Source organism: Pseudomonas sp. NMI542_15 (genome assembly GCF_021283425.1).
Lineage (GTDB): Bacteria > Pseudomonadota > Gammaproteobacteria > Pseudomonadales > Pseudomonadaceae > Aquipseudomonas > Aquipseudomonas fortuita.
In genome coordinates, this window is the sequence record NZ_JAJSRO010000006.1 from 194633 (window position 1) to 213039 (window position 18407).

The 18407-nt window shown below is 61.0% G+C and carries 20 protein-coding genes; 8 read left to right on the forward strand and 12 right to left on the reverse strand.

Going from position 1 to position 18407, the window contains the following annotated elements:
• Positions 1–10: 10 nt before the first annotated feature.
• The 11 genes from LU684_RS12220 to LU684_RS12270 all read right to left on the reverse strand — a co-directional run bounded on the left by LU684_RS12220 (position 11) and on the right by LU684_RS12270 (position 8144).
• Positions 11–214 (reverse strand): SEC-C metal-binding domain-containing protein, encoded by a 204-nt coding sequence (locus LU684_RS12220; protein ID WP_016488752.1) that lies wholly within the window; start codon positions 212–214, stop codon positions 11–13.
• 7 nt (positions 215–221) lie between these two features.
• Positions 222–707 (reverse strand): LEA type 2 family protein, encoded by a 486-nt coding sequence (locus LU684_RS12225; protein WP_031312595.1) that lies wholly within the window; start codon positions 705–707, stop codon positions 222–224.
• 2 nt (positions 708–709) lie between these two features.
• Positions 710–1186, reverse strand: coding sequence for a YchJ family protein (locus tag LU684_RS12230; protein WP_016488750.1), 477 nt, complete (start codon positions 1184–1186; stop codon positions 710–712).
• A gap of 659 nt (positions 1187–1845) precedes the next feature.
• Entirely contained in the window at positions 1846–2376 is a 531-nt protein-coding gene (locus tag LU684_RS12235; protein WP_061304825.1) for a hypothetical protein, read from the reverse strand.
• Positions 2377–2625: 249 nt separating this feature from the next.
• Positions 2626–3633 carry a hypothetical protein gene (locus LU684_RS12240; protein WP_182369116.1) on the reverse strand — a complete coding sequence of 336 codons (1008 nt, stop codon included), beginning with the start codon at positions 3631–3633 and terminating at the stop codon, positions 2626–2628.
• A 50-nt stretch (positions 3634–3683) separates the two neighbouring features.
• Complete coding sequence (locus LU684_RS12245; protein ID WP_034112190.1) at positions 3684–4085, reverse strand: hypothetical protein; 402 nt, start codon at positions 4083–4085, stop codon at positions 3684–3686.
• A gap of 200 nt (positions 4086–4285) precedes the next feature.
• Complete coding sequence (locus LU684_RS12250) at positions 4286–4576, reverse strand: hypothetical protein (RefSeq protein ID WP_174713056.1); 291 nt, start codon at positions 4574–4576, stop codon at positions 4286–4288.
• A gap of 490 nt (positions 4577–5066) precedes the next feature.
• Entirely contained in the window at positions 5067–5576 is a 510-nt protein-coding gene (locus tag LU684_RS12255; protein WP_174713058.1) for an HNH endonuclease, read from the reverse strand.
• A gap of 70 nt (positions 5577–5646) precedes the next feature.
• Positions 5647–6093 carry a BRO-N domain-containing protein gene (locus LU684_RS12260; protein ID WP_232894683.1) on the reverse strand — a complete coding sequence of 149 codons (447 nt, stop codon included), beginning with the start codon at positions 6091–6093 and terminating at the stop codon, positions 5647–5649.
• A 54-nt stretch (positions 6094–6147) separates the two neighbouring features.
• Positions 6148–7422: a site-specific integrase gene (locus LU684_RS12265; protein ID WP_174713060.1), complete on the reverse strand. Its 1275-nt coding sequence runs from the start codon at positions 7420–7422 to the stop codon at positions 6148–6150.
• A gap of 227 nt (positions 7423–7649) precedes the next feature.
• Positions 7650–8144, reverse strand: coding sequence for a DUF6231 family protein (locus tag LU684_RS12270; RefSeq protein ID WP_016488742.1), 495 nt, complete (start codon positions 8142–8144; stop codon positions 7650–7652).
• Between the two features lie 159 nt (positions 8145–8303).
• Here LU684_RS12270 and LU684_RS12275 point away from each other — a divergent pair, with 159 nt between their 5' ends.
• The 4 genes from LU684_RS12275 (at position 8304) to LU684_RS12290 (ending at position 10938) form a co-directional block, all read left to right on the forward strand.
• Entirely contained in the window at positions 8304–8996 is a 693-nt protein-coding gene (locus tag LU684_RS12275) for an OmpA family protein (RefSeq protein WP_016488741.1), read from the forward strand.
• Positions 8997–9084: 88 nt separating this feature from the next.
• The gene (locus tag LU684_RS12280; RefSeq protein WP_016488740.1) at positions 9085–9804 is read left to right on the forward strand and encodes an OmpA family protein; all 720 of its coding nucleotides are present in this window, start codon (positions 9085–9087) and stop codon (positions 9802–9804) included.
• A 98-nt stretch (positions 9805–9902) separates the two neighbouring features.
• Positions 9903–10178 carry a DUF1145 domain-containing protein gene (locus LU684_RS12285; RefSeq protein ID WP_016488739.1) on the forward strand — a complete coding sequence of 92 codons (276 nt, stop codon included), beginning with the start codon at positions 9903–9905 and terminating at the stop codon, positions 10176–10178.
• Positions 10171–10938 (forward strand): collagen-like protein, encoded by a 768-nt coding sequence (locus LU684_RS12290; protein ID WP_232894684.1) that lies wholly within the window; start codon positions 10171–10173, stop codon positions 10936–10938. The genes LU684_RS12285 and LU684_RS12290 overlap by 8 nt, the downstream gene beginning before the upstream one ends.
• Positions 10939–11040: 102 nt before the next feature.
• Here the strand turns inward: LU684_RS12290 and LU684_RS12295 are convergent, their stop codons facing one another.
• A complete protein-coding gene (locus LU684_RS12295; protein WP_016488737.1) occupies positions 11041–11505 on the reverse strand; it encodes a CopD family protein in 465 nt (154 codons plus the stop codon).
• A gap of 97 nt (positions 11506–11602) precedes the next feature.
• Between LU684_RS12295 and dinG the strand changes: the two genes are divergently transcribed.
• The 4 genes from dinG to LU684_RS12315 all read left to right on the forward strand — a co-directional run bounded on the left by dinG (position 11603) and on the right by LU684_RS12315 (position 18397).
• Positions 11603–13747: an ATP-dependent DNA helicase DinG gene (dinG, locus tag LU684_RS12300; protein ID WP_060520043.1), complete on the forward strand. Its 2145-nt coding sequence runs from the start codon at positions 11603–11605 to the stop codon at positions 13745–13747.
• An 80-nt stretch (positions 13748–13827) separates the two neighbouring features.
• A complete protein-coding gene (locus LU684_RS12305; RefSeq protein ID WP_102688895.1) occupies positions 13828–16062 on the forward strand; it encodes a beta-galactosidase in 2235 nt (744 codons plus the stop codon).
• Between the two features lie 109 nt (positions 16063–16171).
• The gene (locus LU684_RS12310) at positions 16172–17317 is read left to right on the forward strand and encodes an EstA family serine hydrolase (protein ID WP_016488734.1); all 1146 of its coding nucleotides are present in this window, start codon (positions 16172–16174) and stop codon (positions 17315–17317) included.
• A 99-nt stretch (positions 17318–17416) separates the two neighbouring features.
• Entirely contained in the window at positions 17417–18397 is a 981-nt protein-coding gene (locus LU684_RS12315; RefSeq protein ID WP_016488733.1) for an OmpA family protein, read from the forward strand.
• The last annotated feature ends 10 nt before the right edge of the window (positions 18398–18407 follow it).

An 18407-nucleotide genomic window follows, 5' to 3' on the forward strand; every position in this document is an offset into this window, starting at 1 on the left:
AGCCAGTCGATCAGGCGCCGTGGCACTTCTTGAACTTTTTCTCGCTACCGCACGGGCAAGGGTCGTTACGGCCAACGTCCTTCAGGGCGTTGCGTACCGGCTCCTGGTGGCCGTGGTTGCAGTGCGGGCCGTGTACATGGCCATGATCGTGGTGGTGGTCATGATCATGGTCGTGGTTGCAGTTAGCGCCATGAACGTGAGGTTGTTGGGACATTGCAGGGTTACTCCGGGATGTGATCGCCGGGGATTATCTCACCACTGCGCGATAAGTGCAGGTCCCGATGGATGAGCAGCCCGGTCGCCAGCTCGCCCTGCAGGGTGTAATGCAGCGGCTGCTTGCTTCTGAGCAGCTTGGCCAGTGGCTTGAGGTGCTGCCACAAGTTGGTTCGCGCGGTAATCTTGAAGGTGCGTCGGGCGTGCCCGCCCACGCTGCGCCATACGCTGGCTTCATCCTGTACCAGCAGCAGGTCGTTGAGGCGTATTGCATACGACAGGTTGCGGATGAACAGGCGGCTGTCATTGGGGTTGTCGACCCGCACGTGCAGCACGAACTCTTGCTCCAGCAACCTGGCCTTGACCGTTTCGACCTCGATCAGGTGCACTTCGGGTTCGCGCCAGTCGTCACCCCCCCAACTGGCGCAGCCCGCCAGCAACGCCAGGCATGCCATCAGGGTGCAGGGCATTAGCAGACGGGCGCGGGTCATCATGGTCAGCTCCCCACGTAACTGGCGCAGCATTTCTTGAACTTCTGCCCGCTGGCGCAAGGGCAAGGGTCGTTACGCCCGGCCTTCAGCCCGACCGTAGGGTCGATGAAGTACCAGCGCCCGGCATGCTGGACGAACGCCGAACGTTCACGGTGCTGGTGATCGCCATCCTGGTCGTGCCAGCGTGCGGTGAAGGTGACAAACCCGTGCTCCGGCTGGCCGCCCAGCACTTCGGCGCCTTCCACCTCCAGCCCCAGCCAGGTGCTCTGGGCGCTCCAGGCAGCCATGGCGGCTTTGTCCAGGTCGGCTTGCTGGGCCGGCAGGGTGGTGGCGACCAGGTAGTCGACCAGGCCCAGCACGTAGGCACTGTAGCGTGAGCGCATCAGCGCCTGGGCATCGGGTGCCGGGGTGCCGGCATGGTAATGCCCGCAACAGGCGTCGAGCAGGTTGCCACTGCCGCAAGGGCAGACCGAGACACTCATCATCACCACCAGTACTTGCCGAAGTTTTCAGGATTGGCCCAGAACTGAGTGGGGCATGGTGGCAGGTCAAGCGTAGCGGGCTTCATAGAGGACCTCAAGGAGTTTGGTGACAAAGCTGGTGACAGTGTTGGTGACAGGCAGCGAGACCGCAAGGGCGAGTTAACTGGGGTCCTTAACGCGCCCACGGGCACCCACGCGAGGGCCTATGGGGGAACCTGCGCGGGAAGTCTTGTAATGGTGACCTTTCAGATTTTTCTGTCAGATTCTCAAGGGGGCCTGTGAGTCCACAACCAGAACCCCAGTTGAACGGCCAGACAGACCCAGTAGAGGGCCTGTAGGTGGTCCATGGGGTTCTCCTATAGAGATTAAAATGACTTGTGAAAACGAACGTCTGTGAGTTCGTGATGTTGAGCTACTTCAAGGAGGCGCTCATAGGAATGCGGCCAGCTCTTTTGAGATTGGTCATCAGAAGCACCTGATTGAAGTAATGCATAGCATAGCGCTGCATGTGGGGTCAGAGACTCAACAGGAACCTTAGTGACGACTCGCTTGCCCTTGTAGGTGTAACATAGCGTGACACTCATCGTAGGTCCTTGAGATTCGAGTTATTCCACAAGCATAGACCCTTAGCTTCTGGTTACGAAAGTATTTATTCCTGCTTAGATTCTAAGTCCAAGCTCGCCAGCTCGCTGAAGTGTCAAATGGCCTTTTCTGACGGCAGCCTTTAGGCCCCTTTGAGTATTCTTGTGGGGAGCCTTCATTGCTTTCCAATCGCACTTGTCGTTGAAGGTCATGCGCTTGAGGATGTTTGCACCATGGTCATTGCCCAGTGAGGCCATCTTGTCGGCCACCAGTGCAGCTACCTCCGGCATCTCAAGGATCGCCTCGAAGGCGTCATAGACCATCGTCTCGAACTCACGAGAGACCCAGCCCGCATAGGCAAGAGCTGCTCGTTTGTTGGCGTGGGTCACTGTAACTGCACCAGCCTTAGCGGAATGGGAAAAACCCATTTCCCTCATGTATTGGCCTTCCTTCAAGTTGTTCCATTGGCCCGGTTGCTTGCCCTTTGGCAGCTTCAGGGTTCGCCAGATGTCTGTCAGGTCCCATTGGCCCCGGTCGTTTGCCTTGAAGGCGTGGCCTTCGATGATGATGACGTGACCGGAATGCTTGTGTTTGATGTCGATGCTCATTGGTCTTTTCCTCTTGTTTGCTCCCTCAAGTTCGCTCCCACGGGCAGCCGAAAGACCCGACCAAGGGTTCTGCCGGTGGCATGAAGGAACAAACAGGAAGACTTTCGTTTAGGTGTGCCCAGCGACGGGCAGTATTGGTTTGCGCGTCCATTTTCTGGATGCACAAAGACGGGCTGAGATTTCAGCTCGTTGAAGCGGTGCCCCTGCCGGTCCCTCTTTAGGTCCGGCCTTACGGGGCTACTTACTGGATCACTCGGCGGTCAGCTTCACATTGGTGACCAGCGGGAACGGCACTTGGACGGTCTGGAGACCATCGGTAGTCAGTTTCACCTTGACCATGCCATTGGCGATGATGTCCACCACAGCCATGATCTCAAGGTCCCAGCCTTGGGCGTTCGGATTGCGGGTCGCTTCGATGCGCCACACGCTGCCGTCTTGGCGCTCACGGTAGCTCAGCGAGGTGAACAGCTTGGGCAACATGAAGATGCCATGGTCAGTCCCGGTGTACGGCTGTACGCCTGCGCCAATGAGTTCCTCGATAGAACCCAGACCAGCACGCTGAGCAGCACGCTCAAGGACAGCCACCAGCGACACTGGGAGCAGGATCACGAAGTCACTCAACGAGGTGCCCACAGTCTGGTTAACGTGGGTCGTCAGGATGTCGATGAGGTCCTCAGCGATCTCGACAGGCTTGCCCGTAGGCTTGCCCTCGGTGAAGCTCTCAGTGCTTGGGGCAGTCGCCAAGATGGCAGCGACCTTACCGGCTGCGCTGTGCTCGATGTCACGGAGCATCTTGTCAGCGGTTTGCTCCATGGACTGGACGGTGAAGCCTGCCATCAGATTGTGGTCGAGGATGGTGGCACGGTGGCTGATGACCAATGCCGTGTCGGTGGCCTCAGTGAAGATCACAGAACCGGCCAGGACTTCACCCTTGTCGATGGTCTGGTTGTCCCAGTTCTTGCGCGGGTCGAAGGTGACGGAGCGGTCGGCCATGGTGATGATCTGTTGCCCAGTGGCCTCAGAGCCAGCCGGACGGAACTCACAAGGGGTGGCCTCCATGGCAGCCTCTCGCCACTCATCGCCGTTCAAATAGTCCTCAGCGGCCTCCACAAGGGCCTCCACATAGACGGACACATCGGTGGCCGCTTGGGTCTCTGGGCGAACATCAGCAGTGTTGAATCGAATCGACCCAGTGTGCTCATCGGTGATGGCGGTAGTGTAGGTCGAAGGTTTGGTGTACTGGAATGGCTTAGTCATGGTTGTTTCTCCTGAATAGATGAATGAAGTGGTTGTGTGTCGAGGTGCTGTTACCAGCCAGCGCTATTGGCACGGGAGGCGGCACGGATACGGGCACCATGCTCACGAATGGCAGCGGCTCGGGCTTCCTTATCGGCCTTCGCTTGGGCGATCTCACGAGGTGTGTACTCACGGCAGCGCTCTTGATGCCAACGGGCCTCAGCCTCTCTCTGAGCCTTCTCTTGGGCCTTCTGGTGCTGGTCTTGGCGGTACTCTCGGGCAACTACAGGAATCGCTTGGAGTGACAGACCGGCCTCATCGAACGCCTTAACGATCTCGAATTGCTGGCCCTTAACGGTCCCGCATTGGGCGACCAGCATGGGCAACATGATGTTCTCGACGTACTCACGGTTAAGGGTCTGGCCCGACACGGTGACTTCGTTCTTCAGGACTTTGGTGATGGTGATTTTCATGGTTGGGTTCTCCTATTGGGGACCCTTTGATTCGTCCTTGCGCCATAGACGCGCACGACCAGACGGCCAAGGAGAAAGCCTTCGCGGGCATCTTCAAGGACGATCAAAAGGTTCTGGGTTTCAAGTGGTATTGGTGTTGATGACGCTGATTCAGGACATGGCAAGCCTGAAGGGCATCTTTGAGAGGACCGTGGCGACGGTCAATGACGGGCTGTGAGGACCACAGGCACGCCACAAATGACATGGTAGAAACGGAGCAGGTCGAGACCGGTAGCCGTTAGGGTTTCTTCAAGGGGACCCATGAGGAACGCTCCCAGCTTGCCCGACACATACTCAAGGCAGCTCTCATATCCTTTACTGGTCCGTAGACCGATGTTCTTGAGATTGAAGACAGCGAGGCGATGGCGACCAGTGGGCATAGCTGCCTCAATAGACAACAGGGTCTCTTGGCGTCCTTGTGGGATGCCGTCAAGTACAAAGTGGAATTTCATATGGACCTCCTTTGAGGTGACTGATCGAACAGGGATGTTATGGTCGCAAGACCAATCCCTAACTCAGAGGAATCTATTAGATTATCTTTAAGTTCTTATTGTTAGATTGATTTAAAGATAATAATAATAGAGTTACTCAAAGAGTAATCTTTAAGTAAAAGGCCCCCGTACAACTTGAGCGATGCATGGCGGCCCCAATTCCATGCACGGTCTCTCCAACGGTGTCCTTTGTGGGCATCGCTTCATGGATCGACAATATCAAGCTGTGCTCCTTCCTACTGGAGCCAGACGCTGGGGTCTGCTTATCGGGGACTGTTGGCGCTGGCTCGCATCACCGCAATGGTGGCTGGTCTCTTGTCGCTTGGTCGTCGCTGATCGGTCCTCGAGGAACCGGTAGGTGGCGAGAGATTTTTTCTTGCTGTTCTCTGCCTACTGCCATAGTGAGGGTATTTGTCCTCCCTATTGACACGCTGGAGAAAGACTGAGCGAATTAAGCGTTGCGTGCATATTCGCCGTGGTAGCGCTTGCGAATCTGATCTACATATCTGGTAGCCGCTCGGACATTTGCAAACCAGACCACGCCGGGCTTGTCGTCTCCAATAGAAAGCCTGACGCCGAATTGACTTCCCTGCTGGAAGATACCCTTGGGAAGTCCATCGGCTTTCTTACGGCACTTGGAGTTCCAAAGGTTCTCCTGCTGGGTACAGGTGCGCAGGTTCTCAACCTTGTTATTCAACTTGTTGCCGTCAATGTGATCGACAACAAGCTCGGCAGGGTCGATGCCGGTGTGCATAAAGAAGATGACTCGATGGGTCCGGTAGAACTGGCCGTCAAACTTCATTCGATAGTAGCCGTCGCTGCCCATGCTCACGACTGGGCCGACTCGACCGTTTCGACCACGGGTGGCCTTGATGCGGGAGAGACCCGAGGGACTCGCCGGGTCGATCTTGTAGATTTCTTGAAGGGATTCGAGGGATGGCATCGCGGTGTAGCTGGACATGGTGTTGACCTCCTATGGCTGTGTGGGTGTGCCATAGTGAGGGTCTATATGTGGTGTTCGGCCTCACCAATCAGATACTACATATTGTGCCCTTCAGTTCCACCAGTTCACCACGGAGCAGCTTCAGTTCGTCCATGATGCCCGCAGCGATTGGGTCGGTGGACTCGGAGGCGTCATAGCGACCGGTCTTGCGGATGCTCGGGAGGACTTCCTCGGTGACCCACTTGCGGAACGGCTCAGACTGGGGAGCGTGACCACGGAGCAGCATTGCGTACAGCTCAGACTCAGTGAAGATCACCGTATTGGAGCGAAGGCGGCGACCGTGAATGTCTGTTGGGAGACTGATGCAGTTTTCTTGGATCAGTGTCGAGAGTTGGTGCCCCGCCCCAAACCCCTGCCTTGCGTTGCTGATTGACTCAGCTGGGTGTTTCAAGCCAGCCGCTCGGGCTACCTGAGTCGCCACGAACAGCAAGTCATGCTCAGGGTGACCCACGAGGACATCCAGCTCGATGCCCATGAAGTTGCGTTTCTCAAAGCAGGCCTACCAACAAGTGGTAGACCCTTCATCGCCTTACTTAGCGGCCAGTGTAAACGCCTTCACCAGTGCCTCATGGAGCGTCCCCACAGGAACCCTCTGAGACCCCGCGTAGAGGTCGTAAGTGATGTTCCCTGAGCTGTGCCCGGTGATGCTCTGAGCGATGACCTCAGGGGTCGCAGCGGCCTTCAGCAGACCTGACAGAGAATGCCTCAGCGAGTGGAACGACTGGTCACTGCCTGCCTTCAATCCCAGAGGCTCACGTAGGGCCTCATTGAGCGGCTTGTTGAAATAGTGAGCCTTCGCCTTGAACAGCTTGCCGGGTTCCGATGCGACCCACTCAAGGAAGGTCTTTAGGGAGAACCCATAGGCCCCATCGACCAGAGGGACTTGCCGGATGGAGAAGTCATTTTTCAGGGTCTTTCCCTTCTCGTCCTTGTTGATGTCGATGACGGTAATCCCGTCCACTTGCTTTATGTCGTCCTGAGTCAGTTGGTACAGCTCGCCAATACGGGCACCTGTGAGGACTCCCAGAGACAGCGCCCAGCGCTTCCAGTCGGTCACAGGCAAGGTATTAGCGTGGTCCATGATGGTCGCCACTTCCTCACGGGAGAACGGTCTACGCTCGCTTTCAGCGCCCCTCTCAATCTTCAGGTCCTTGTCATAGGAGCGTTCGATATAGCCGTTGTTCTTTGCCCAGTCCATGACGGTCGATAACTGGCCCAGTAGCTTGTTGACAGTCAGAGGCTTTCGGCCCTCCATGACTCTCTCTTTGAGCGCCACCATGTCAGCCCGTGTGTGGGTCCTGATGTCGAGGTCTCCGAGAAGCGATGAGAGGGTCCTACAGTTCGATGTCACTGCCTTATGTGTGTCACCTGTCACGTTGCCTTGGCGTTCCTTCAGGAACATCTCAGCGAGGACCTCGAAGGTAATCGGGTTTGTCGAGGACGCATTTACAGATAGGGACACGGAAGGGGCTACAGACGTGCTACAAGACAGCTCCCCAATGATCTCCGTGAGTTCCTGAGGACGACCCTCAAGACGCTCCTGAGCAGCCCTGAGCACTCGTTGCCCGGTGCCGATGGCCCGGTGTTGGTTCATATTGAATCGACCCAGCGAGGCAGCCTCAGCGAGGTGGTGGCTCATCTGGTCATAGATTTCCATGTAGAGGCCCCGTGAGTCCTCGCTATGGCCCTGTAGGGCATCCTCAGCGATCTCCTTGAGGCGTTCCTTGAGGTCCTCCCACGAAGCCTCAGGGCGGTCGAGGTGGAAGACAGCCAGTGTCTTGAGGATGTCCTTTGAGAACTGCATAGCGGTTGGCCTATCGGTGGAACGGAGAGAGATGGCGAGACTACGGGTTGAGCATCCCCGAGGGCGAACCCTCAGGTAATAGATTCCTGACCGTCTGTAGTGCCAGACCGAAAGGGCCTGAGATGGTCGTTGGTGACAAGGCTGGTTACAGGCTGGTGACAGTTGGCCCTGCTCGGGCATAGCAATGCTGGTGGTCATGGTGAGGTAAGCCCTTGATATTCATGGGTTTACCACCAGTACTTCCCAAACATTTCCGGGTTGGCCCAGAACCGGGCGTTGAGCCAGTCCGGGACCTGCTTGTAGTCATGTAGATCATAGGTGAACAGGCTCAATACCTGCTGGTCACGGCGGAATTTCTCGCTGGCCGACAGGGCCAGGGCAAAGAAGTCAGTATCTTGCCAGCCGCAGGCGGTCAGGTCGGTCAGCACCGCGACCCGGCTGGCATTGAGGTTGCGAATGCCGCCGAGCAGTTCCAGGCCGGTGCGCTTGGGCAGGTGTTCCAGGCAGTCCACCAGCACCGCCAGGTCAAAGCGTTGTGCCGCCAGTTCGGCCGGCAGCGGGCCCGGGGCTGCAGTGGCAATAGTCACCTGGGGGTGCGCCTGGGCGAAGGCGTCCAGCGCCGGAAAGCGCGTGCCGACCAGCAGCAGGCGTTGTGGAGTGAAGCGTTCGAGCAGGGCCGCGAGGGCCTGCTGCGGGGTGCGTTGGGAAAAACCGTCGGTCATTGCCAATCCTCGTTCAAGTCGTCCAAGACTAGCGGGCTGCGGCGTGCGGGCAAAGAGGCTTGTGACCATGTCGTGGCTTATTGCTGGCAGGGTTTGAATGCCCGGTCTTTACTCCCAGAGATCGGCCTTATGCCGATTCCCCCTAGGAGAAGCAATGAAATGAGCATAGTACGCACAGCGTTACCCCTGGTACTGCTCACCAGTGTGTTGACTGGTTGTGCAGGTTTGCAGAAAACCGACTGGCCGAAATGTGCCGCCGTCGGGGGTGTAGGTGGCGCCGCATTGGGCGCTATTGAAAGTTCCAGCTGGGCTGGCTGGGGTGCGTTGTTGGGCGGTGGCCTGGCGGCGGGCTATTGCTGGGCCCATGGCGATGGTGACGAGGATGGCGACGGCGTGCCGGACAGCCGTGACAAGTGCCCGGGCACACCCCGTGGTGTGCAGGTCGATGCCAACGGCTGCCCGCCTGAGCCGGTAGCAGTGGTGGAGGAAGTGGTGGTGCAGAAAGAAGAGGTCATCGTCATCCGCGATGTGCACTTCGAGTTCGATTCTGCACGCCTGACCGCCCGTGACAAAGAGCGCCTCAACACCATTGCCACGCGCCTGAAGCAGGAAGCGCCCTCCGCCCGCCTGAGCGTCAGCGGCCATACCGACAGCGTTGGCTCCGATAGCTACAACCAGAAACTGTCCGAGCGTCGGGCCCACTCGGTGACCGATTACCTGGTCGAGAGCGGTGTACCGCGCAGCAGCTTCGTTTCGGTGGTCGGCGCTGGTGAAACCCAGCCGGTGGCTGACAATGCCACGGCCGAGGGGCGTGCCATGAACCGCCGTACCGAAATCAAGATCCAGCGGTAGATGGTGTGCGCCCGTGCCTTGAGCAGTGGCACGGGCGCGTCTTCATGCCGGTCAGCCGTTCGTGGCCAATGACACAGGAGCATTCAGCATGAGTGTGACGTCGAAGGCGGCGCTGCCGCTGTTGGTGGCTGCCAGCCTGCTCGCGGGCTGTGCAACCCACAGCGATGGTGGCGCGCCGCTCAACCAAAGGACCTGGCCCATCTGCAGCCTGCTGGGAGGCCTGGTCGGGGGCGGCCTGGGCGCTATTGAAAGCTCCACTTGGGCCGCAGGTGGCGGCGCTCTGGGCGCCATTGCCGGGGGGTTGATCTGTTACGCCCAGGACGGTGACGAAGATGGCGACGGCATTTTCGACCGCCGCGATCATTGCCCCGATACTCCCGCCAACACTGCAGTCGACCATATGGGTTGCCCGCTGAAGGAGTACCCCGCAGCGCCGCCTGCCACTGTACCTGAGCCCTCGCCGGAGGTGATCATCCTCGATGACAACGGCGCGGTGATGTTTGCCTTCGATTCCGCCGACCTGACCTCGGCGGCGCAGCAACGGCTGCAAGGCCTGGTGGCGAAACTCGACTCACCGACCATCGCCAAGGTGAGCGTGATCGGACACACCGACAACGTGGGTTCCGACAGCTACAACCAGGCGCTTTCCGAGCGCCGTGCCAGCAGCGTTGCCGAGTACCTTATCAGCCAGGGCCTGGAACCGGGCAAGGTCACCAGCCAGGGCCGTGGAGAAAGCGAGCCTGTCACTGATAACGAAAGCGAGGAGGGCCGCGCGCGCAACCGACGAGTGGAGCTGCACCTCAACTGAGCGGTGCTGGCGCCTGCCTTGGCATTGCAGTTAATGTTGGTCGCATGGCCCGCTCGAACGGGCTGTCTCGACAAAACAACAATTTATAGGGGCGGGGTATGAAGTTCATCCTGGGCCTGGGCAAGGTCCTGACGGTCGCTTTCTGGGGTGTGGTGTTGTTCAATCAATTGATGCCACAACCTTTGCCCTTCAATCTGTTGATCAATGCCGCCGGCATCGTCCTGTTCAGCTTGCACCTCCTCGAAGTGCTGTTCTTCAATGGCAGCTTGCGTGGGCGCAGCCACCGCTGGTTCGACCGTTTGCAGATCCTGTTGACGGGTATCTTCCATGTCATGTCCATTCCCCGTGCGCAGGAGGCGCCCCGAAATGCGTAATTTGATGTTGCTGGCCATGTTGGCCGCTCCCTTGGCCCAGGCTGAAAGCCTGGAGGTCGCCGCCAATTCCATGCTGCGCCTGCCCGACAAGTCGGCCAGCGTGCATTTCACGCACCTGCGTGTCGCCGATGCGGCAACCCTGCTGCTGCCAGCCTCGCTTGCGCAATTGACGGTCGATCACCTGGAACTGGGCCGTGATGCGCGTATCGCCATTGCACCCTCCGACAGCCCCCTGGTCATCGAGGCGCGTAGTGCGAGGTTGGGTGAAGGCAGTGAATTCAGTGCCCCCGGAGCGGCGGGTAGTTATCAGCGGGCAGCTCGGCCAGGCCGCAGCCTGGACCTGAAACTGGCTGAAGTGGATGCCGAGCGGGTGGCGATCGATGCCCGTGGTGGCGCGGGGGCGCCGGGTTATGTGGGCCTTGATGGTGGCAACGGGCAGGCGGGTGGTTGCACCTGGGGCCAGGCCAGCCGTGGTGCCAATGGCGATGACGGCGGCAACGGGCACGATGGTGCGCCGGGCGGGCGCATCCGCCTCAGCGTGCCGCAGGGGTTCGCGCAAGAGCGCGTTGTCGTGCGCCTGGAGGGTGGCGCCCCAGGCAAGCCCGGGGCGGCGGGCAAGGCGGGTAAAGGTGGGGCTAGCAAGGGTTGCCTGGTGTACAGCACCGATGCTGGCGCCAATGGCCGGCCTGGGCAGCCTGGGCAGCCTGGGCAGCCCGGCCTGGCAGGCGCCGCAGGTGAGCTGATTCTGCAACCCCTGTAAACCTTTTTGGCTGCGAAGTTCTCGCCAGGGAAATTGCAGCGCCTATGCGATCGAGCGCCGCCCGCGCGGCGCTCGATCTATCTCCAACGCATAACTCAGCTGTCAGATCATCAGGCGCGAGCTGGCCACAGCAACCACGGCCAGGCCCAGCAGCAGGTTGACCCCCACCATCCGCCGAATGCGCCCGAGCACCGCCGCCCCCGTCGGCCAGTCCTCGGCTTGGACCGCCGTCTTCAACTCCGGCAGCAGCAACGCCTGAATGCGCATGAACAAGGCAAACATGACGATGCCCCCACCGATCATCACCTGTACGTACTTCGGTGCAGTCTCGAAACCGCTGAAACGCAAGTGCAACATGCCGATACCACTTATCGCCAAGATCGCCACCGCCAGCCAGACCCAGCCAAAGAAGCGTCGGAAAACTTCCACCCACAGCCGCAGCCGCGCAGGCCCTTCAAGGGCCGCAACCGTTGCCGGGCGCAGCACCAGCCAGGCGAAGAACATGCCGCCGACCCATACCAGGGCAGCCAGAACATGCAGTGTGTAGGGCAGGGCAAAGGCGAGCATCCGGATCTCCATGCGGCATAAAGGGCAATAGCGGGGTATGATAGCCGCCCATGCGAAACACTGAAAATATATCCAGCCCTACGGGCGCCTGCAGACCATGATCAGCAACGAACTCAAAGCCACCATCCAGGGCGCCTACTCGCGTTTTCTCGAAGCCAAGAGCCTCAAGCCCCGCTATGGCCAGCGCCTGATGATCGCCGAAGTGGCCAAGGTACTGGGCGACATTGCCTGCGACGATGAAGGCCGCCGCGCCGGCGAGCCTGCCGTGGTTGCCGTCGAGGCGGGCACCGGTACCGGCAAGACGGTGGCCTATAGCCTCGCCGCCATCCCGGCCGCCAAGGCAGCCGGCAAGCGCCTGGTGATTGCCACCGCCACCGTGGCCCTTCAGGAGCAGATCGTCTTCAAGGACCTGCCCGACCTGATGCGCAACAGCGGGCTCAATTTCAGCTTCGCCCTGGCCAAAGGCCGTGGCCGCTATCTGTGCCTGTCCAAGCTCGACATCCTCCTGCAGGAGGGCCACGCCCAGTCGGCTACCGCTCAGCTGTTCGAGGAAGAAGGCTTCCGCATCGAAGTCGACGAGCGCAGCCAGAAGCTGTTCAACAGCATGATCGAGAAGCTTGCCGGCAACCGCTGGGACGGCGACCGTGACAGCTGGTCAGAAGCCCTGGAAGACCAGGACTGGGCCCGGCTGACCACCGACCATAGTCAGTGCACCGGCCGACACTGCCCGAATTTCCAGCAGTGCGTGTTCTACAAGGCCCGTGAAGGCATGGGCAAGGTCGACGTGATCGTTACCAACCATGACATGGTGCTGGCCGACCTGGCCCTGGGCGGCGGTGCGGTGCTGCCTGACCCGCGCGACACCGTGTATGTGTTCGACGAAGGCCATCACCTGCCAGACAAGGCTATCGGCCACTTCGCCCATTATTCCCGCCTGCGCTCCACCGCAGACTGGCTGGAGCAGACCGCCAAGAACCTGACCAAGCTGCTGGCCCAGCACCCGCTGCCCGGCGATCTGGGCAAGTACATCGAGCAGGTCCCAGAGCTGGCGCGGGAAGTGCGCACCCAGCAGCAGTTCATGTTCACCCTCTGCGAGCAGGTGGCCGACTTCCGTCCCAGTGAAGACACCGAGGGCCGTGAGCGCCCCCGCTATCGCTTCGAAGGCGGCGTCGTGCCGGAGCAGCTGCGCGAAGTGGGTATCGAGCTGAAGAAGGGTTTTGCCCGCCTCAACGATCTGTTCACCCGTCTGGCCGACCTGCTCAAGGAAGGCATGGACGGTGAGGTCAACATTGGCATCGCCAGCCACCAGGCCGAGGAGTGGTACCCGTTGTTCGGCAGCCTGGTCACCCGTGCCCAGGGCAACTGGGAACTGTGGACAGCCTTTACCGCCGAAGACCCGCAAGACAGCCCGCCCATGGCTCGCTGGCTGACGTTGGCCGAAAGCGGTGCGATGTTCGACATCGAAGTCAACGCCAGCCCCATCCTCGCTGCCGAAATGCTTCGCCGCAGCCTGTGGAGCGTTGCCCACGGCGCGTTGGTGACCTCGGCGACGTTGACCGCGCTGGGTAAATTCGACCGCTTCCGCATGCGCTCGGGTTTGCCGCGTGACGCGGTCACCTGTGTGGTGCCCAGCCCGTTCGTGCACGGCGACGCCGGTCTGTTGCGGGTGCCCGACCTCAAGGCCGACCCACGCGACGCGGCGGCGCACACCGCCGCCATCATCCGCGAGCTGCCGAACATCGTCGAAGATGCCCGCGGCGCACTGGTGCTGTTCTCCTCGCGCAAGCAGATGCAGGACGTGTTCGATGGCCTGGACCGTGACTGGCGCAAGCTGGTACTTATCCAGGGCAACCTGTCCAAGCAGGAAACCCTGAACAAGCACAAGGCGCGGGTCGACGATGGCCAGCACAGCGTGCTGTTCGGCCTGGCAAGCTTTGCCGAGGGTGTCGACCTGCCTGGCGCCTATTGCGAGCATGTGGTGATTGCCAAAATTCCGTTTGCCGTGCCCGATGACCCGGTCGAAGCCGCGCTGGCGGAGTGGATCGAGGCCCGTGGCGGCAACCCGTTCATGGAAATTGCCGTACCCGACGCCTCGCTGAAGCTGATCCAGGCCTGCGGTCGCCTGCTGCGTACCGAGCAGGATCGCGGTGTCATTACCTTGCTTGACCGGCGCCTGGTCACCCAGCGCTATGGCAAGGCTATTCTCAATGCGCTGCCGCCGTTCCGGCGGGAGATTTGCTGACCGCCGGGGCACTTGCTTCGGCGCGTCGTACATTACTCAGTCCAGGGCCCGTGAGTGGCCTGAAGGAGAGCCCCAGCCTTATGGTCCGCCTCACCCTGCCCGCCGTTTTCGCCCTGCTGTTCAGCTCGCCCTTGCTGGCTGGGCAGCAGACGCTGTTCAGCTTCGTGCGCCCGGCCTCGGTGGTCAATGTGGCAACCGAGGATGCCGGCATGCCCCAGTACAACGCCGAGCAGACGGCCGAAGGCGAGGTGTTGCGGCGTGTGGTGTTCAACCCGGCCGAGCGGCCGACCCTGCGGCTGAGCCCGCAAGGTGGGGCGTGGGACTGGTCCGCCGGGCAGTTCCTCACCTTGCGCCTGCAGAGTGGCATGGACTGGGCGCTGACAGTGGATGTCACGGTGCAAGGCAGCGATGGCGGCACATTGACCAGCCGGATTGACCTGCCGGCCGGTCCCGCGCAAACCGTGATGGTGCCGCTGACGGCCAGCTCGCCGCTGAGCCAGGGCATGCGCGCCGGGCCGCCCATGCCGTGGAGCCATGGCGGCCAGCGCTTGCTGCTGACCAGCAGCGCTGGCGCGGTGGACCTCAAACAGGTGGCCTCGGTCAGCCTGAGCATCCCCAACCCCAAGGTGGCGCAGAGCCTGCTGATCGAGCGGGTGGGGATCCAGGATGACGACCTGGCCTACAAGGCGGCGTACCAGGATCTGATCGATGCCTACGGCCAGTCCACTCGCGGCAATTGGCCCGAGAAGGTTGCCAATGACGAGCAGCTCAAGGCGGCCGATACGCGTGAACAGCAGCAGCTCAAGGGCTGGCTGGCTGAGCGGGGCAGGCAGCAACTGGACGGCTACGGCGGGCTGCTGGCCGGGCCGGCGTTCGAGGCCAAAGGTTTTTTTCGCACCGAAAAGCGTGATGGGCGCTGGTACCTGGTAACGCCGGAGGGCCACCCGTTCTATTCTTTGGGGGTGAATGCCGTCGCCGCAGACGGCGGGCGTACCTACGTCGCCGGCCGTGAAGGCATGTTCAAGGCGTTGCCGGGCGAGGGCGATGCGCTGGCCGCATTCTACGGCGAAGGCAACAACGACGATGGCAATGCCTCGTCTCAAGGGCGCAACTTCAAGCAAGGGCGTTGGTTCGATTTCTATGCCGCCAACCTGCAACGTACCTACGGCAAACCCTGCCCGCCGGCCGCTGAAGGGCAGCCCGTTAATTGCCCGCCACAGGTACTGGACGCCGCCCGCTGGCAAACGCATGCGCTCGACCGTTTGCAGGCCTGGGGTTTCAACACGGTCGGCAACTGGAGCGAGCCCGCTCTGGGCCAGGCCAAACGTATGCCCTACACCTTGCCGCTGTCGATCGTGGGTGATTACGCCAGCATCAGCACTGGCATGGACTGGTGGGGCAGCATGCCCGACCCGTTCGACCCGCGTTTTGCCATGGCCACCGAGCGCGCAGTGGCCATTGCTGCCCGAGATCACCGTGACGACCCTTGGCTGATCGGCTACTTCGCCGACAATGAACTGGCCTGGGCTGCCCCCGGCAGCGACCCTAAAGCACGGTATGGCCTGGCCTACGGCACTTTGCGCCTGACCACAGATGTACCGGCCAAGCGCGCCTTCCTCAAGCAGCTGCGCGACAAGTACCGTAACCAGCAAGGGCTGTCCAAGGCCTGGGGCATCGAACTGGCCGCCTGGGAACTCATGGAAGACCCGGGCTTCGAAGCACCGCTGCCCGACCCGGAACATCCGGAAATCGAGCGCGACTACCAGCACTTCCAGCAAGTGTTCGCCGAGACCTACTTCAAGACCATTGCCGACTCACTGAAGTGGCACGCCCCCAATCACCTGCTGCTCGGTGGTCGCTATGCGGTCAGCACGCCGGAGGCGGTCAAGGCCTGTGCCGAGTTCTGCGATGTACTCAGCTTCAACTTCTATACCCTCAAGCCACAGGACGGCTACGATTTCGCCCGCCTGGCCGAACTGGACAAGCCGGTGCTGGTGTCCGAGTTCCAGTTCGGCTCGCGTGATCGCGGGCCATTCTGGCCGGGGCCGCTGGAGCTGGCGCGGGAAGAAGACCGCGGTCCGGCCTATGGCAACTTCCTCAAGGCGGCCCTGGCGCAGCCGATGATCGTTGGCGCGCACTGGTTCCAGTACCTCGACCAGCCAGCCAGTGGTCGGCTACTTGACGGCGAGAACGGCCACCTTGGGCTGGTGGCGATCACCGATGTGCCGTACCCGGGTTTTGTCGACGCCGTACGCAAGGGCAACCTGCAGGCGATGGGCCAATTGCGCACCCAGCTGGAAAAACAGGCGCACTGAGCACAAGCTACCGTTCGTCGCGACCATTTGGCCCAAGCCAGTTTGCAAAACACCTAACTACTGAAACAATGCACACCTTTTTTGGACATGGTCGTACGGAGTACAGCGGGTGCAGATCCAGGGTCACTATGAGCTGAAGTTCGAAGCCGTGCGCGAAGCCTTTGCCGCGCTGTTCGAAGATCCCCAGGAGCGTGGCGCTGCGCTGTGCATCCAGGTCGGTGGCGAAACCGTCGTCGACCTGTGGGCCGGCAGTGCCGACAAGGATGGCCAGCAGGCCTGGCACAGCGACACCATCGCCAACCTGTTCTCCTGTACCAAAACGTTCACCGCCGTCACCGCCCTGCAACTGGTGGGCGAGGGCAAGTTGGCCCTCGATGCCCCTGTGGCCAACTACTGGCCCGAGTTCGCCCAGGCTGGTAAACAGTCGATCACCTTGCGCCAGCTGCTCAGCCACCGCGCCGGGTTGCCGGCCATCCGTGAGTTGTTGCCGGCCGAAGCCCTGTATGACTGGGGGACCATGGTCAATGCCCTGGCGGCTGAAACGCCATGGTGGACGCCGGGTCGCGAGCACGGTTATGCCGCCATCACCTACGGCTGGCTGATCGGCGAGCTGATTCGCCGCGCCGATGGCCGGGGCCCTGGCGACTCGATCGTGGCCCGTACCGCTCGCCCGTTGGGGTTGGACTTTCATGTTGGCCTGGCAGATGAGGAGTTCTACCGCGTGGCGCATATCGCCCGGGGCAAAGGCAACCAAGGGGATGCCGCAGCGCAGCGCCTGCTGCAGGTGACGATGCGCGAACCCGAGGCGCTGTCGACCCGTGCTTTCACCAACCCGCCGGCGATCCTGACCAGCACCAACAAACCGGAATGGCGGCGTATGCAACAGCCAGCGGCCAATGGCCATGGCAATGCCCGCAGCCTGGCGGGTTTCTATGCCGGGTTGCTGGACGGCAGCCTGCTCGAATCCGAACTGCTTGATGAACTGACCCGCGAGCACAGCCTCGGACAGGACCGCACCTTGCTCACCCAGACCCGCTTTGGCCTGGGCTGCATGCTCGACCAGCCCGACGTATCCAATGCCACCTTTGGCCTGGGTGCCCGTGCCTTCGGCCACCCAGGGGCCGGTGGCTCGGTTGGTTTTGCCGACCCGGAGCATGACGTGGCCTTCGGTTTCGTGGTCAATACCCTCGGCCCGTATGTGCTCATGGATCCCCGGGCACAGAATCTGGTACGTGTCCTTGCCGACTGCCTTTGATCGGGTAATGCGGGTATTGCCCCACCCCTTTGACTATCCTCAATGCCAACGCCTCAAGTGTGTTGGCAAAATATCTTTCAATTTCATGGTGTATCGCTGATGTCTTCACATAAAACCTTAGCACTCGCCCTGTGCCTGACCGCCGTTACCGGCTGCGCCAGTCATTCCCCGGACGGCTCCAAGGAAGGTGGCTCCAGCTGGTGGCCTTTTGGTTCGGACAAGGTCGCCGAGCAGGAAGTGAAGGCAGCCGTCACTGAAAACGTGGCCAAGGCTGATGCCAAGTCCGATAGTGCCAGCCGCTGGTGGTGGCCGTTCGGCGGTGATGACAAGCAAGCCAAAGGGCCGGTTGTGCCGAAGATCGACCAGAAGGCCACCCAGGCCTGGCTGGACGAGTACGAGCCCAAGCTGCGCGAAGCCATCAAGGACAGCAAGCTGGAACTGGAGCGCCGCGACAATGTGCTGGCGGTCACCCTGCCGGTGGACAGCTCGTATAACCCCGATCGCCCGAACATGCTGCTGCCAATGACCCTCGGCCCGATCACCCGTGTGGCCAAGACTGTCGAAGGTGACCCCAAGACTGCCGTGCTGGTACTGGGCCATGCCGACACCAGCGGTGCTAGCGCTGCCAACCAGAAACTCAGCCTGGAGCGCGCCGCCTCGGTGTCGGCCATCTTCCGCCTCAGCGGCTTGCAGCGTGACCGCCTGACCCTCAAGGGCATGGGCTCGGTCATGCCACGTGCCGCCAACGACAGCCCCGAGGGCCGTGCCCTGAACCGCCGCGTGGAAATGCTGCTGACCCCGCAGAACACCATGGTCGCGCTGCTGGCCAAGTACCAGCAGGCCACTCCGGCACCTGCACCTGCCTCGATGGTTGCGGTGCAAGATGCCAAGGCTCCTGCCGCCAAGGCCGTCGACAGCAAGCCAGCAGCAAAGAAGCCTGCGCCGAAGAAACCCGTCGCCAAGGCCAAGGCCCCTGCCAAGACCACGGCCAAGAAGAAAGCCGCGCCGGCCAAGCCAGTCGCCAAGAAAGCTACCGCTGACAAGAAAGTAGCTGCCAACAGCCCTGCGAAGACCAACTGATCGTCAAGGA